At 63.0% G+C, this 15,052-nt stretch carries 10 protein-coding genes and 2 pseudogenes; 8 read left to right on the top strand and 4 right to left on the bottom strand.

Going from position 1 to position 15,052, the window contains the following annotated elements:
* The 3 genes from tssC to tssA form a co-directional block, all read right to left on the bottom strand.
* Positions 1 to 770: type VI secretion system contractile sheath large subunit (gene tssC, locus FEM54_RS08145; RefSeq protein WP_138450364.1), on the bottom strand; the 770-nt coding region annotated here is incomplete at its 3' end.
* 2 nt (positions 771 to 772) lie between these two features.
* Positions 773 to 1,279: a type VI secretion system contractile sheath small subunit gene (tssB, locus tag FEM54_RS08150; RefSeq protein ID WP_017135823.1), complete on the bottom strand. Its 507-nt coding sequence runs from the start codon at positions 1,277 to 1,279 to the stop codon at positions 773 to 775.
* A gap of 54 nt (positions 1,280 to 1,333) precedes the next feature.
* On the bottom strand, positions 1,334 to 2,353 hold the full coding sequence (gene tssA / locus FEM54_RS08155; protein WP_099550249.1) for a type VI secretion system protein TssA: 1,020 nt from the start codon (positions 2,351 to 2,353) through the stop codon (positions 1,334 to 1,336).
* Positions 2,354 to 2,746: 393 nt separating this feature from the next.
* On the opposite strand from tssA, the gene tagH reads away from it, so the two are divergent.
* The 8 genes and pseudogenes from tagH to FEM54_RS08195 all read left to right on the top strand — a co-directional run.
* Positions 2,747 to 4,075 (top strand): type VI secretion system-associated FHA domain protein TagH, encoded by a 1,329-nt coding sequence (tagH, locus tag FEM54_RS08160; protein WP_138450365.1) that lies wholly within the window; start codon positions 2,747 to 2,749, stop codon positions 4,073 to 4,075.
* Positions 4,076 to 4,131: 56 nt separating this feature from the next.
* Complete coding sequence (tssJ, locus tag FEM54_RS08165) at positions 4,132 to 4,641, top strand: type VI secretion system lipoprotein TssJ (RefSeq protein ID WP_099550251.1); 510 nt, start codon at positions 4,132 to 4,134, stop codon at positions 4,639 to 4,641.
* A 16-nt stretch (positions 4,642 to 4,657) separates the two neighbouring features.
* Positions 4,658 to 5,992 carry a type VI secretion system baseplate subunit TssK gene (gene tssK, locus FEM54_RS08170; RefSeq protein ID WP_138450366.1) on the top strand — a complete coding sequence of 445 codons (1,335 nt, stop codon included), beginning with the start codon at positions 4,658 to 4,660 and terminating at the stop codon, positions 5,990 to 5,992.
* A 6-nt stretch (positions 5,993 to 5,998) separates the two neighbouring features.
* Positions 5,999 to 7,288, top strand: coding sequence for a DotU family type VI secretion system protein (locus FEM54_RS08175; protein ID WP_017135828.1), 1,290 nt, complete (start codon positions 5,999 to 6,001; stop codon positions 7,286 to 7,288).
* A complete protein-coding gene (gene tssM / locus FEM54_RS08180; protein WP_138450367.1) occupies positions 7,285 to 10,785 on the top strand; it encodes a type VI secretion system membrane subunit TssM in 3,501 nt (1,166 codons plus the stop codon). Before FEM54_RS08175 ends, tssM begins: the two co-directional genes overlap by 4 nt.
* The gene (gene tagF, locus FEM54_RS08185; protein WP_017135830.1) at positions 10,782 to 11,435 is read left to right on the top strand and encodes a type VI secretion system-associated protein TagF; all 654 of its coding nucleotides are present in this window, start codon (positions 10,782 to 10,784) and stop codon (positions 11,433 to 11,435) included. The genes tssM and tagF overlap by 4 nt, the downstream gene beginning before the upstream one ends.
* Positions 11,436 to 12,155 carry a PP2C family protein-serine/threonine phosphatase gene (locus FEM54_RS08190; protein ID WP_138450368.1) on the top strand — a complete coding sequence of 240 codons (720 nt, stop codon included), beginning with the start codon at positions 11,436 to 11,438 and terminating at the stop codon, positions 12,153 to 12,155.
* A pseudogene (locus FEM54_RS08195) lies at positions 12,152 to 14,932 on the top strand (serine/threonine-protein kinase); the annotation flags it as partial. The gene FEM54_RS08190 and the pseudogene FEM54_RS08195, both read left to right, overlap by 4 nt.
* On the opposite strand, the pseudogene FEM54_RS34590 reads toward FEM54_RS08195, so the two are convergent.
* A pseudogene (locus FEM54_RS34590) lies at positions 14,837 to 15,052 on the bottom strand (hypothetical protein); the annotation flags it as partial. The pseudogenes FEM54_RS08195 and FEM54_RS34590 overlap by 96 nt on opposite strands.

A 15,052-nucleotide genomic window follows, 5' to 3' on the forward strand; every position in this document is an offset into this window, starting at 1 on the left:
GTCTTGGCGCCATACGGCAGGCGCGCCAGGAAGCGCGGCATGGTCAGGCCGATGTAGCGCGAGTCTTCCGATTCACGCAGCGAGCGCCAGCCAGCGTATTCCGGGGTGGTGAAGATCTTGGTCAGGTCGCGCGGGTTCGACAGTTCCTGCCACGAACCCATGCCCATCACGGTGGGCGAAGCAGCGGCAATGAATGGCGCGTGCATGGCGGCGCAGACCTTCGACAACTCACCCAGCAGCTCGACGTCCGGTGGAGACTGGTCGAAGTAGTAATCGCCCACCAGGCAACCGTACGGTTCGCCGCCGAACTGGCCGTATTCTTCTTCGTACATCTTCTTGAAGATCGGGCTCTGGTCCCACGCCGTGCCCTTGAATTTCTTCAGGGTCTTGTGCAGTTCAGGTTTGGCGATATTGAGCACGCGAATCTTCAGCTGCTCGTCGCTCTCGGTGTTATTGACCAGGTAGTGCAGGCCACGCCAGGCGCTTTCCAACTGCTGGAAATCCGGGTGGTGGATGATCTGGTTGACCTGGGCGGTGAGCTTGGCGTCGATGGCGGCGATGATCGATTCGATCGACTTGATCGCGTCATTGGAGACCAGGTCCGTCTGCGCCAGGGCTTGTTCGGCCAGGGTGCGCACGGCAGTTTCCACGGCTTCGCGGGCACGCTCGGTCTTGGGTTTGAATTCTTGCAGCAGCAGGTTGGCGAACTCGCTGGCTTCTTCGGTAGCACCCAGGATCTGGCTGCCTTCGCGGGCGGTATTGTCGGTCATGATTACTGGTCCCCTGCTGGCTTAGGCGCGCTGGCAAGTGCCTGAAGCAGTGCCGGGTCCTTGATCGCCTTCATGATGATTTCTTCAGCGCCGGTCTTGCCGTCCATGTAGGTCAGCAGGTTGGCCAACTGGGTGCGGGCTTCGAGCAGTTGCTTGAGCGAATCGACTTTGCGGGCCACGGCGGCCGGGCTGAAGTCGTCCATGCTTTCGAAGGTGATGTCCAGGCTCAGGTTGCCTTCGCCGGTCAACTCATTCGGTACGTGGAACGCTACGCGTGGCTGCATGGCCTTGAGGCGCGAGTCGAAGTTGTCGACGTCTACCTCAAGGAACTTGCGATCAGCCACAGGCGCCAGCGGCTCGGCAGGCTTGCCGGCGAGGTCGGCCATCACGCCCATCACGAAGGGCAACTGGACCTTTTTCTCGGCGCCGTAAAGCTCGACGTCGTACTCGATCTGCACTCGAGGCGCACGGTTGCGCGCGATGAATTTCTGAGAACTTTGCTTCGCCACGTTGCTGCTCCTGGTCGCTTGAGCGACGGTGTTGTTACTGCACAGTCCGGCGGCTTATTCGCTTTCCGGGCCGCGCAGGTTTTCAAATTGGGAAATGCCGTCGGGGATCAGATTGCGCACGATGGCCGCAAAGTCGGCGTGCACCAGATGCTTCGCCCGGTTCAACAGCACCGGCAGCGGGCTCGAAGGCTCGTGCCGGGTGTAGTACGCAAGGATCTTGTCGAGGCTGCGCAGCACGTCATCGCGGGTGGCGATGTCGCCCGTTGGGCGCGGTGCTGCGGGGGCGGCGGCGAAATCGACCGAGGGGGCATTGTCTTCACTGACAGCCTCGGGTTCGCTGCTGCCTGCAGGGTCGGGTACGGCTTGATTGAGGATCTGCAGCGCCTGCTTGAGCGGTTGCTTCAGCAGGCTCAGGTCCACGCCCTGGGCCGAGCCGACCTGGTCGCTGACTTGTTGTTCGATGGCCTCGCAGGCGGCACGCGCGGCGCTCAGGGCGTCGCGCGTGGCTTGCAGCTGCTCGGGGTCGCTGTCGAGGAACGCGGCGTTGAGTTGCTGGGCGCCGAGTTGTTCATCCGGGAAGTTCGACAGGCCGCTGGCGTTGAGCGCCGCGCGCAGGCTCACTGGCCCAAACGTGCGCGAGCGCGTGAGGATGCTCTCGCGCAGCAAGCGTATGGTTGCGTCGCTGGTCAAGCCGGACAGGGCGTTGATGCGTACGGTGGGGTCGTTATCGTCGTCGGCATCCAGGCGCGGGTACAGGTCGGCCCAGTATTCGCGCAGCAGCGCGTTGATCAGCGTAAGGACTTCGGCAAGCCCGGCCACACCCTGGAGGGCGAGGGAGCTTTGCAACAGGAAATGGGTGATGCGCAGGTCTTTGCTGCGTTGCAACAAGTCGAGGCTTTGCTGCTGGATGCTACGCCACTGCGGGGGTTCGGCGGGCAGGATCGAGTCGCCCATGCTGCGCTCGGGTTGGCCCTTGGCGTCACGTTCCAATTGAAGGAATTGCGCGTCATATTCCATGTCTTCACCACAGGGCGAAGTCGCGGAAACGGCGGCGAGCAGCAACGGCACATCCACTTGATTCGATCTCCTTATCAGCCCGTTAGACGGCGGGCAATGCATGCATAAGTTACGCAATGAACTTTGCATGTTTTCTTGGTCATATATTCAGTGCGCCACTATTGCGCCATTACTTATGTTCAAGAAGTTGTGCATTTTTGGTGTAGTAGTTACGCGTTGTCAAGGTAAGCTACTCGCCCTCTGTGACAGATGTGCGGTGTTTAACACACTGCGCGACTGACGGGTCTGACGGCGGCCCAGGACAGGGTTTTTGTCACAGAAGCCGGTTAAGATCAGCAATCATGCTGACAAAAGCAGATTTTACGGTCGTTTGCACGACTTGGCAGGGCGCTTGCGGGAAGCGCCCTCCCTTGGAATAGGCCGCGCGCGATGTATCAGCAAGGAGGCAAGATGTCGCTGTGTTTGACTATCACTAGTTATCACAAGATTACCCCTGGGCAATGCCCTGAAAAGTCCATGGATCAGGGCGTGATGGCTATTGGCCGCAATTCCGACAATGACTGGGTACTGCCTGACCCAGAGCGGTTAGTCTCCTCGCAACATTGCGTTATTCAATACAAAGATGGCCGTTACTACCTAACCGATAACAGTACGAACGGCGTGGAGCTGGTTAAGGCCGGCATCCGAATGCGCAGAGGGAACAGCGAGCCGTTGCAGGATGGCGAGTTGATCCGCATCGGCGATTACGAGATCCAGGCACGTATCGACTTCAATGTGCAGGCGCTTGATAGCCAGCCGTTCAGCGGCGATTCGCCGAACAGTTTTGAAGCGCTGATGGGCGCGGTGGCGAACAAGCCTGCACCTGCACCTGTGATCGCGCCGCAGTTCCAGGGCGCCTCGTCGATGGACACGCTGCCGGACCTGTTCGACTTCCTCGCTCCGACCACCGTGCCGCCGCCAACCGTGGCGGACCACGTACCCAGCGAGCAGCACGATTTTCGTCCGCCAACGCCGGTCGCGGTGCCTGTGGTCGAGCAACCCGTGGTGTCGGGCTCGGTGATTCCCGAAGATTGGGACTTGTTCGGCGACACGCCAGCGCCAGTCGTCACGACTCCCCAGCCGGTTGCACCCGTTGAACCATCCCCCGCGCCAATCATGCAGCCGGCCGCGGCCGCCCCGGACATTTCCTCGCAGCCCGACCTGCTCCAGGCTTTCCTGCGCGGCGCCGGGCTGGACCAATTGCGCCTCGACAAGGCTCAAGCCGAAGCACAAATGGAAAGCATCGGCCGCAGCTACCGCCTGATGGTCGAAGGCCTGATCGACGTGTTGCGTGCCCGCGCGAGCCTCAAGGGCGAGTTCCGCATGCAGCAGACGATGATCCAGCCGGCTGAAAACAATCCGTTGAAATTTGCGCCGAATGCTGACGAAGCCTTGCTGCTGCTGCTTCGTCATGGCAACCAAGCGTTTATGGCGCCGGACGTCGCCGTGCGCGAAAGTTTCGACGACCTGCGCGCTCACCAACTGGCGGTAATGGCCGGTGTGGAAGCGGCGATCAAACACCTGCTCACGCGTTTTGAACCGGCACAGCTGGAAGAGCGCATGGGCAAGCCCGCCGGGCTGTCGAGCCTGTTCAACGGCTCGCGCCAGGCGCAGTACTGGCAGCAGTTCACCGAGCTCTACAGCAATATTTCCCGTGAGGCCCAGGAAGATTTCCAGGACCTGTTCGGTCGCGAATTCAGCCGAGCATATGAAGAACACAGCGCACGACAGCGACGCTAAAACGCGCCGCAATAATGGATAAAACGGATAGCTAAGTACGTCATTGAGGACGCAGGATGATTCCCAGGTTTTTACTCGCAGCCGCCACCGCGCTGTTGCTGACGGCGTGTGCCAAGGACGCGGTCAAACCCGAGGTTGCCGCTGAAGCCGAAGCGGGCACTGCCGCCGTCGAGCTGCACTTTCACGCCATTGCCGGGCTAAACCCCGGCGCCAACGGCCAGGCTGCTCCGGTGCGGGTGCGCATTTTCGAACTGAAAAACGCCGCCACCTTCAGTCGCTCCGACTACTTCGCCTTGGCCGATCGCGCGCAATCCACCCTTGGCCTGGACCTGCTGGACCAGGATGAAGTGATGATCCAACCCGGCCAGCAACTGAGTATCCAGCGCGACCTTGACCCTTCCACACGCCAGATCGGCTTGTTGGTGGGCTATCGCGAGCTGGACCGCGCGCAATGGCGCACGGTGCTCACGGTTCCGGCGCGCCAATACACCGAATATCAGATCAGCCTCGATGTGCGCGCCGTACGCGCCGACGTCGTGGTTCCCCCATCCAGCCCTGCCCAATAAAACCCTCGGAGCCCCCATGTCCTGGAACAATCGCGTGGTCTGGTCGGAAGGCATGTTCATCGGAACGCAGCACTTCCAGCAGCATGACCGTTACCTGGAAAACCTCATCGACGCGCGCAGCCGACCGTTGTCCGCCGGTGCCTGGGGCTTTTCCGAGTTGCTTATTGATCAGGGCCTGCTGGCCCAGGGCAAGCTGGCGATCGTGTCGGCGCGTGGCCTGTTGCCCGACGGCACGCCGTTCAATATTCCCCAGGATGATCTGGCGCCGAGCCCGCTGAATATCGACGACAACCTGCGCGACGGCCTGGTGTACCTGGCCTTGCCGCTCAAGCGCGCCGGTGCGCGAGACACGGTGGATGAAGGCGAAGCGCTGGAAGCGGCACGGTACGTCAGCCAGGTGCGCGAAGTGCGCGACGATAACGCGCCGTTTGAAAACCGCGCGCCAGTGGCTGTGGGTTCCCGAGCGCTGCGCCTGTTGACCGCGCAGGATGGCATCAGTGACTACGCCGCCATCGGCCTGGTGCGCATCAAGGAAAAGCGTGCCGACCGTGCATTGGTGCTGGACGATACTTACATCCCACCGGTGCTGGACGTGGCCGCGAGCAAACCACTGACGGCCTTTCGCAGCGAACTGCTCGGCCTGTTGCACCAGCGCGGCGAAGCCCTGGCGGGCCGCGTGGTCGCCTCGGGCGCGGGTGGTGCTTCGGAAATTGCCGACTTCATGCTGCTGCAATTGGTCAACCGCGCGCAGCCGCTGATCCAGCATCTGAGCCAGTTAAGCCCGCTGCACCCTGAGCGGTTTTTCAGCGAGCTGGTGAGCCTGGCGGGTGAGTTCGCCACGTTTTCCACCACGGGCCGGCGCCCGCAGGAATACCCGCAATACCAACATGATGACCTGGCCCTGAGCTTCGCCCCGGTGATGGCAGCGTTGCGTGAAGCCTTGTCGATGCTGATCGACAGCAAAGCCACGCCGATCCCGATTGTGGAAAAAGCCTATGGCATCCACGTGGCCATGCTCGCCGACAAAACCCTGCTCGACAGCGCCAGTTTCATCCTCGTGGTACGCGCCGACGTGCCCGGCGAAACCCTGCGCGCGCGCTTCGGCCAGCAGAGCAAAGTTGGCTCCGTGGAGCACATCCGCGACATGGTCAACCTGCAATTGCCAGGCATCGGCCTGCTGCCGTTGCCGGTTGCGCCCCGCCAGATCCCGTACCACGCAGGCAGCACCTATTACGAGCTGGACCGTGGCAGCGAGCACTGGCAGCAACTGAACAACTCCGGCGGGTTTGCCTTCCATATCGCCGGGCAGTTCCCGGGCTTGAACCTGGCCTTCTGGGCGATCCGAGGATAATTGGCGATGCATCCCAATGATGATGACCGCACCCAGTTCATGCCTCGCCCAGGTGGTCGTGCACCGGAACCTGCACGTGCCGAACCGGCGCCTTTGTCGATGCCGGCCGCGCCGATCCTCACCGGCAAAAGCCAGGGCCTGAACCCGTTGGAAAGCGCCGCCGGGCCGCTGTTGGCGCTGTTGACGCGCCTGCGCAACACCATCGCCCATCCGGCGCCGGCCAGTTTGCGTGCGCAGTTGCTGGCCTACCTGCGCCAGTTCGAAGAGCGCGCCGAAGCCGCCGGTGTGGCGCGCAACGAAGTGCTGCTGGCGCGTTACGCGCTGTGTACGGCGCTCGATGAAGCCGTGCTCAGCACGCCGTGGGGCAGTGCCAGTGACTGGGGCAAGCAGAGCTTGTTGATCACCGTGCACAACGAAGCCTGGGGTGGCGAAAAGGTTTTCCAGTTGCTCGACCATTGCCTGCAAAGCCCGCGTGAGCGGTTGTACCTGCTGGAGCTGCTGTACCTGTGCATGTGCCTGGGTTTTGAAGGCCGCTACCGCGTGATGAATGACGGTCGCAGCCAGCTGGAAGCCTTGCGTGAACGCACCGCCGCAGCGATTCGCAGTGCGCGTGGCGAGCACGAACGCGAACTCTCGCCGCATTGGCGCGGCGTGACGGTGGCACGTGATCGCCTCGCGCAATTCATGCCGCCGTGGATCGCTGTGGCCATCGGCCTGGCGCTGCTGCTGGCGTTGCTGTTTGGCTTGCGCATGAAACTGGCGTCGGATGCGGAGCCGGTGTTCAAGAATATCCATGCCCTGGGCGAGATTCCGGTGCAGGCCATCGACCGCCCGGTGGCGCAGCCCAAAGTCATCGAGCGGCCGCGTCTGGCCGGCTTCCTCGTGGAAGACATCAAGGCGGGCCGCGTGGCCGTGGAAGACAAGGTCGACCGCTCCGTGGTGACGATTCGCGGCGATGAACTGTTCGCGTCTGCCAGCTCCAGCATCCGCGATGACTTCGAGCCACTGATGCTGCGCATCGCTGACGCCATCCGCAAGGTCAAGGGCCAGGTCCGCGTGACCGGGCACAGCGATAACCGCCCGATTGCCACGCTGCGCTTCCCGTCCAACTGGGCATTGTCCGAAGCGCGGGCCAAGTCGGTGCTGGACATCCTGGCGGCCAAGACCGGCCAGGCGGATCGCTTCAGCGCTGAAGGCCGCAGCGACACCGAGCCGGTGGCGACCAACGCCACCGCCGAAGGCCGTGCCCGCAATCGTCGGGTTGAAATCACCGTATTGGCGGAGGGCGTCGAGTGAAGGCGTTTTTCAGTTTCATGATTCGCTGGGTGATCCCCGTGCTGGGCCTGATTGCCCTGAGCCTGATCATCTGGTTTGTGGGGCCGTTGCTCGATGTGCTGGTGCCGGAAGGGCGGCGCTGGGTGTTGATTATCTTGGTGTTTGCGCTGTGGATCGCCTACCGCGTAGTGCGCATTATCCAGGCGCGCCGCCAGGCCGCCGAAGTGATGCGCAGCCTCGCCGCCGAAACCCCGGCCGACCCCAACAGTGTCGCCACGGCCGAAGAGTTGTCGACCTTGCGCCAGCGCATGGACGAAGCCCTGGCATTGCTGAAAAAGGCCAAGCTCGGCGGTGATGAGCGCCGCAATCTCTATGAGCTGCCGTGGTACGTGATCATCGGGCCGCCGGGTTCGGGCAAGACCACCGCGCTGGTCAATTCCGGCCTGCACTTTCCACTCGCTGCGCAGTTGGGCGCCGGTGCTGTGCGCGGCGTTGGCGGTACGCGCAATTGTGATTGGTGGTTTACCGACCAGGCCGTTTTGCTCGATACCGCCGGCCGCTACACCACCCAGGACAGCAACTCCACAGTGGATAAAGCCGCGTGGCTGGGCTTTCTCGATCTGCTGAAAAAGCAGCGTTCGCGTCGGCCCATTGATGGTGCGTTTATCGCCATCAGCCTCTCGGATCTGCTGCTCGGTACGGAGGCCGAACGCGCCGCCCATGCGGCGGCGATTCGCCTGCGGATCCAGGAGCTGTACACCCAATTGGGCGTGCGTTTCCCGATCTACCTGATGCTGACCAAGCTCGACCTGGTGCCGGGCTTCATGGAGTTCTTCGACAACCTGAGCAAGGAAGACCGCGCCCAGGTGTGGGGCATGACCTTCGCCCTGGACGACGGCAAAAACAGCGACAGCCCGCTGGCCCATCTGCAAAGCGAGTTTGCGGGTCTTGAGCAGCGCCTGAATGAACGGCTGGTGGAGCGCCTGCAACAGGAGCGTGACCCGGCGCGGCGTGACCTGATCTACGGCTTTCCGCAGCAGTTCGGCGCGTTGAAAGATTGCCTGCAAAGTTTCCTCGAAGGCGTGTTCAAACCCAACGCCTTCGAAGAGCGCGTGTTGCTGCGCGGAGTCTATTTCACCAGCGGCACTCAGGAAGGCAGCCCGATTGATCGCTTGATCGGCGCCATGGCCCAGAGCATGAACCTGGACCGCCAGCACCTGGCACGACAGAGCGGCACCGGGCGCAGTTATTTCATCGAAAAGTTGTTCACCGCCGTGGCTTTTGCCGAGCGTGGGTTGGTGGGCGTGAACCCGAAAGTCGAGCGCCGCCGCAAGTGGATTGCACGCGGTGTGCTGGCCGCTACCATCGCCCTTGTGGTGGTGGTCAGTGGCCTCTGGTGGGTGAGTTATCGTGCCAACCAGGCGTATATCGCCCAGGTTGACCAGAAGGTTGCGCCGCTGGGCCAGACCGTACAAAACCTCAGCCCGGCGCAGCGTGAAGTGCTGGCAGTGTTGCCGCTGCTCAACGCGGTGAAGAACCTCGCGGGCGATTCGCCGAGCTGGTCCGAAGGCCTGGGCCTGTATCAGGGCGATATGCTTGAAGCCGAATCCGCCAGTGTCTATCGCAAGCTCTTGATCGCCGTGTTCGCGCCGCGACTAGTGACGCGCATCGAAGAGCAACTGCATGGCGGCGGCAATTCCGACTTCCTCTACGAGGGCCTCAAGGCCTACCTGATGCTCGCCGATAACGAGCACTACGACCCGGACTTCATCAAGGCCTGGGTCGCCCTGGATTGGGACCGCAACCTGCCGCGTGACCTGCCGGCCGATCAGCGCCAGGCGTTGACCGGGCACTTGCAGGCGCTGTTCGACCGTCACCCGCCGAATGCGCGGCTGGACCCACGCCTGATCGATGACCTGCGTCGCCAACTGCAACAGCTGCCGGTGGCGCAACGCGTGTACGACCGGGTCAAGCGCCAGAAGCTGCCCGAGGGCATCCCCGACTTTCGCCTCAACGAAGCCGCCGGCCGTGATGCTGCGTTGGTGTTCAGCCGTAAAAGCGGCAAGCCATTGGGCGAACCGTTGAGTGGGTTCTTCACTGCCAAAGGCTATCGCCAGGCGTTCCTGCTCAGCAGCCTGAACCAGACTGGCACGCTCGCGGAAGAACAATGGGTGTTGGGCCGTGAGCAAGCCGATCAGCAGAACGTGGTGAGCCTGGCCGCCGACGTGCGCCGCCTGTACTTCCAGGACTACCAGCGCCAATGGGACGCCTTGCTCGCGGACATCGACTTTGTGCCGATCACCAGCGTGGCCCAGGCGGCCGATGTGCTGCGGGTGATTTCCGGCCCCACTTCGCCGCTTAAAAAGCTGCTGGTAGCCGTGGCCAAAGAGACCGACCTGCAAGCTGAAGAACGCCAATTGGCCGCCAAAGGCGTGCCGGTGGAAGGCGGTGTCGACAAGCTCAAGGAACGCCTCGGCAGCCTGCTCGGCCAGGAGCAACCAAGCGCTAATGCACCGCAAGCGGCGGACGATCCGGTGACCGCGCACTTTGCCGAACTCAATAGCATCGTCAGCAAAAACGAAGGCGAACCGGCGGCCATCGACGGCCTGTTGGCGGACATGAACGCGCTGTATGTGCAAGTCAGCGCCATGGTCGGCGCCAGTGGCGACGCCTTGCTTGGCGAGGCCAAGAACCAGGCGGCCGCTGCGGCCACGCGGGTCAGCTTGAATGCCGAGCGCCAGCCGCCGCTGGTGCAGGGCATGGTCAAGTCGGTGGTCAACTCCACCACCAACAGCATGATGGGCGGGGTGCGTAACCAGCTGAATGCGGCGTGGGTGAGTGAAGTGGTCAACGTGTATCGCCAGTCTCTGGCGGGGCGTTATCCGATGTCGCCGGGCAGCGCGCGGGACGCCACGCTCGATGACTTCGGCCAGTTCTTCGGCGTTGGCGGGGTGATGGATAACTATTTCCGCAAATACCTGCAGCCTTACGTGGATACGTCCGCACAGACCTGGCGCTGGCAGCCGGGCGCGGCGCAGAAGCTTGGGATCGCGCCGGGCGTGCTGCAAACCTTCCAGCGTGCGGCGGCTATTCGTGACGCGTTCTTTAGATCGGGGGGCACCCAGCCGATCGTGCGTTTCGAGCTCAAGCCGGTGTCGATGGACCCGACCATCACCCAGTTCCTGCTCGACCTCGACGGCCAGCAACTGAGCTACGACCACGGCCCAAGCCGCCCGGTGGCGATGCAATGGCCCAACCCCGGCAGCATTGGCGTGGTGCGTATTTCGATCACGCCGCCGTCGGCCAGTGGCCGTTCCGGCGTGACCCTGGACGGCCCATGGGCATGGTTCCGTCTGCTGGAGCAATCGGACCTGAGCGCCGGCAATTCGCCGGACCGCTTCAACCTGCGTTTGCGGGTTGATGGCGCGAGCATCGCCTACGAGTTGCGCGCCAACAGCGCCTTCAACCCGTTCAAGAGCCGCGTACTCAGTGGCTTCAGCCTGCCGGAGCGGCTATGAACACGCTGGGCTTCTACGGCAAGTTGGCCAGCCGCGGTGACTTTGTCAGCCGCGCCTTGCCCCAGAGTTTTATCGGCCCGTGGGACAGCTGGCTGGCCGCAGGTTTGCTCGCCAGCCAGAGCAGCCTGGGTGGCGATTGGCTAAATGTCTATCTGGTCAGCCCGTTGTGGCGTTTTGTGCTGGCGCCGGGCGTGTGCGGGCCGGACGCGGCGGCAGGCGTGGTGATGCCGAGTATTGATCGGGTCGGGCGCTATTTCCCGTTGGCCGTGGTGGCGTTGCTTGATCACGACACTAACCCGGCGTCATTGGTGGGTGGCCCGGATACGTGGTTTGAGCAGGCTGAAGAGCTGTTGCTCAGCACCCTGGATACTGGCGCTACGTTTGAAGGCTTTAACGATGGCGTTGACAGCCTGGGCATCCCGGCCAGTGAACCGCGCGCGGTAGACAGTCGCTTCGCGGGCCTGCAGCGGGTCGCCGCCACCGTGCCCCACAGCCGCATGACCGCACTGGCCGAGCAGGCTTGTGAGGGTGCCAGCCTGTGGTGGGGCCGTGGCTCACAACGTATTTCCCCAGGTTTATTGCGGTGCCAGGGTTTGCCGGCTGCCGGCGATTTTGCGCAGTTTTTGCTCGGCCAAGAAGGTGTGGTGTAGATGGGGGCGACGTTTAAATCCGCGAGCAAAAGCCATGTGGGCATGGTGCGCCAGGTCAATGAAGACGCGTGCCTGGACCTGCCGGAAAACCGCCTGTGGGTGGTAGCCGATGGCATGGGCGGGCATGCGGCCGGCGATTACGTCAGCAGCTTGATCGTCGACAGCCTGCGCAACGTGCCGGTGGGGCGCTCTCTCGATGAATACTCGGCGGCCTTGCGCAATGACCTGATCCGCATCAACGCCACGGTGCGTGAAGAAACCGCCAACCGTGGCGTGAGCATGATGGGCAGCACCGTGGTGGTGCTCGCCGCACGTGGCCTGCGTGGCGTGTGTTTATGGGCCGGCGACAGTCGCCTGTACCGCCTGCGCGATGGGCAGTTGGACAGCATTTCGCGCGATCACAGCTACGTGCAGGACCTGCAAGACAGCGGCCTGCTCAGCGAAGCCGACGCGCGCGTGCATCCTCGCGCCAATATCGTCACCCGCGCCGTGGGCGTGGAGGCGCAGCTGGAAGTGGCGGTGACTGACCTGCTGATTTCCCCCGGCGACAGCTACCTGCTGTGCAGCGATGGCCTGAACAAGACCGTCGAAGACCATGAAATACGTGAAGTGCTGAGCCACGACGCGCCGGACGAAATCGTGCGCAGCCTGGTGCACCTGGGGCTCAACCGTGGCGCGCCGGACAATATCACTGCCATTGTCGTGAAGGTCTCGCCATGAACATTGTGATCCCTGGCTACGACATCGAAGGCGAGATCGGCGAAGGCGCCATGGCCAGCGTGTACCTGGCGACCCAGCGCTCGCTGGAGCGCAAGGTGGCCTTGAAGGTGATGGCGGCGGCGCTGGCGGCCGACCCGAGCTTCTGCGAGCGCTTCCTGCGCGAGGGCAAGACCCTGGCGCGCCTGTCGCATCCGCACACGGTGACCATCCATGACATCGGCAATGTCGGTGAGCTGTACTACATGGCCATGGAATACCTGCCCAACGGCACGCTAAAGGAGCGTATCGCCGCCGGCCTGACGCCGGAGCAGGGCGTGACGCTGATTCGCCAGATCGCTTCGGCGTTGGGCTATGCGCATGCACAGGGTTTGGTACACCGCGACGTCAAACCAGCGAACATTCTGTTTCGCGCTGACGGTACCGCCGTGCTGTCGGACTTCGGCATCGCCAAGTCCCTGGACGATCGCACCCAGTTCACCCAAGCCGGTTTTGCCGTGGGCACGCCGAGCTATATGAGCCCGGAGCAGGCGCGTGGCCAGGAAATTGATGGCCGCGCCGACCTGTATGCGTTGGGCGTGGTGCTCTACGAAATTCTCGTCGGCAAGCTGCCGTACAGCGGCACCGATGCGCTGTCCACTGCGCTGGCGCATCTGACCGAGCCGCTGCCGGAACTGCCGGTGCACCACGGGCGTTATCAGGAGGTGCTGCGCAAGCTGTTGGCCAAAGACCCGGCCGAGCGTTTTCCGGATGCGGCGGCGTTGCTGCGCGCGCTCGACCAACTGCCCGCAGATTCGCCGGAAGCCACGCTGGTGCGGCCGTTACCGATTCCGCTGAGTTTTGACTTGGCCGGAATGACGCCAGTGTCCATCGAGATTCCGACCGACAAACCCCAGCCGCAACCGGTGCGTCAACCGGTGGTAACTCCCACGCAACACCGCGCCGTGTCCGAGCAGCGCCGTGGTCCGGTGCTGGCCCTGGCCGCTGTCGCTGTGGCGGTTGCACTGGCTATTGGTGGCGTCAGTTACTGGTGGCTGAGCGGCAGCGATGAACCTGCCAAACCGCCTGTCGCCGTGGTGCCCAAGACCACGCCACCGCCGGAGGTAAAGCCGGTGGTGGCCGAGGCGGATGGCGGCCAGCGGCCGTTGCTGATGGCCGGTAAAAAGACCTTGTTCCAGCGCGTGCTCAGCAAGCCGGGCGCCAAGCTGTCCCATGATGCCGGTGGTGCAGCAGACGAAGCCCTGCCGGCGTTTTCGGTGCTCTATGTTTACCAGCGTAAAGACATCGACGGCAGCCCGTGGGTGCGTGTCGGCGCCGCAACCGATGGGCGCAGCGATGGTTGGTTGCCAGCCGCTCAAGTCAGCGACTGGAAGCAAAGCCTGGTGCTTAAGTTTACCGAGCGCTCGGGCCGGGCGCCGGTGATGTTCCTGCGCCAATCGGCGCAGGTGGAAAAGCTGTTGGCTGATCCCGCCGCCGCCAAAAACGTGTTGGCCAAGGCGCAGAAGAACCGCGAAGACAATCAACAGGTGCTGGCGCTTGAGCCGACAGCCAGTGCTGTGCCGCAAAACCAGTTTTACCTGCTGCCGATTTTTGATTCCAAAGAGAGCTTCGACGAAAACGGCCAGCCGGTGCAGTTGCTCAATGTGGCGTCCATCGACCCGGGCAGCGCGGCGGCCAAGCCGGCCACCAAAGCAATCGCCGCAGACGCTTTCCGCACGGCCGTGGTGTTAGTGGTCGACACGACGGTTTCGATGCAGCCTTACATCGACCAGGTTCGCGATGTGGTGCATGAGTTGCAAACTCGCATTGCCGAGCGCGGTGAGCTTGATAGCGTGAGCTTCGGGCTGGTGGGCTTTCGTAACAGCATCAAGAAAACCCCTGGTTTGGAATACGTCGCCAAGACGCTCATCAGCCTTGATCAGGGCCGCGACCCGCAGCGCTTCCTCGATATGGCGCGCCAGGTCAAAGCGTCCACGGTGTCCAGTCACTCGTTCAATGAGGACGCGTTTGCCGGGGTGATGCAGGCGGTCGATGGCATGGATTGGTCTGGCTACGGCGGGCGCATCATTTTGCTGGTCACCGATGCCGGCGCGCTGCGCAAGAACGACCCGTTCGCCGCCACCCAGATGAACGAAGCCGAAGTGCGCCAGGCGGCACTCGGCAAGCAGATCAAGATTTACGCCCTGCACCTGCGTACCGATGCCGGCAAGAAAACCCACGCCGGTGCCGAAACCCAGTACCGCGTGCTGACCGCAGACGCCAACCCGCAGATCGGCGACCTTTACACGCCGGTGCCCGGGGGTGATGTACACAAGCTGGGCGAGCGGGTTGATGAGATTGGCACAGTGTTCGCCAACCTGGTGCACCAGGTACGCAGCGACACACCGCAACCGGTGCCGCTGCTGAGTAGCGCGCCGAGCCTGGCGGATAAATCCGCAGCAGTCGGCTACGCCATGCACATGGACTTCCTCGGCCGTAAAACCGCCAGCCAGGCGCCGCAACTGGTCAGCGCCTGGACCGCCGATCGTGACCTGACCAATCCGGCGCTGCCGGCGTTCCAGGTGTGCGTGATGCTCACAAAATTGCAGCTAAACGACCTGCAGCAATCGCTGAAACTGATCGTGGATGCCGCGCGTAAAACCCAGACCTCGCCCAAGGATTTCTTCCAGGAAATTGCCAGCGCTTCAGCCTATATGAGCCGTGACCCGCAGGCCCTGCGCAAGGGCGGCAACCTGGCTGACGGTGGCCTGCTCGGTGAATACCTGGAAGGCCTGCCGTACCTGCAAGCCGCTGGCGCGGGCCAGGGGTTCGTCATGGGTGGCGATCACGCAGGCGGCACGGTGTTCGCGGGCCTGGGCCAGCAACGCCTGCATCACGCGCTCGGCATTCAGTGGGTCCAG

Source organism: Pseudomonas edaphica, from assembly GCF_005863185.1.
Classification (GTDB): Bacteria; Pseudomonadota; Gammaproteobacteria; order Pseudomonadales; family Pseudomonadaceae; genus Aquipseudomonas; species Aquipseudomonas edaphica.

Coding starts and splice junctions, on each gene's coding strand:
- tagH (WP_138450365.1), top strand. CDS start 2,747: ATGTCGCTGTGTTTGACTATCACTAGTTATCACAAGATTACCCCTGGG.
- tssJ (WP_099550251.1), top strand. CDS start 4,132: ATGATTCCCAGGTTTTTACTCGCAGCCGCCACCGCGCTGTTGCTGACG.
- tssK (WP_138450366.1), top strand. CDS start 4,658: ATGTCCTGGAACAATCGCGTGGTCTGGTCGGAAGGCATGTTCATCGGA.
- FEM54_RS08175 (WP_017135828.1), top strand. CDS start 5,999: ATGCATCCCAATGATGATGACCGCACCCAGTTCATGCCTCGCCCAGGT.
- tagF (WP_017135830.1), top strand. CDS start 10,782: ATGAACACGCTGGGCTTCTACGGCAAGTTGGCCAGCCGCGGTGACTTT.
- FEM54_RS08190 (WP_138450368.1), top strand. CDS start 11,436: ATGGGGGCGACGTTTAAATCCGCGAGCAAAAGCCATGTGGGCATGGTG.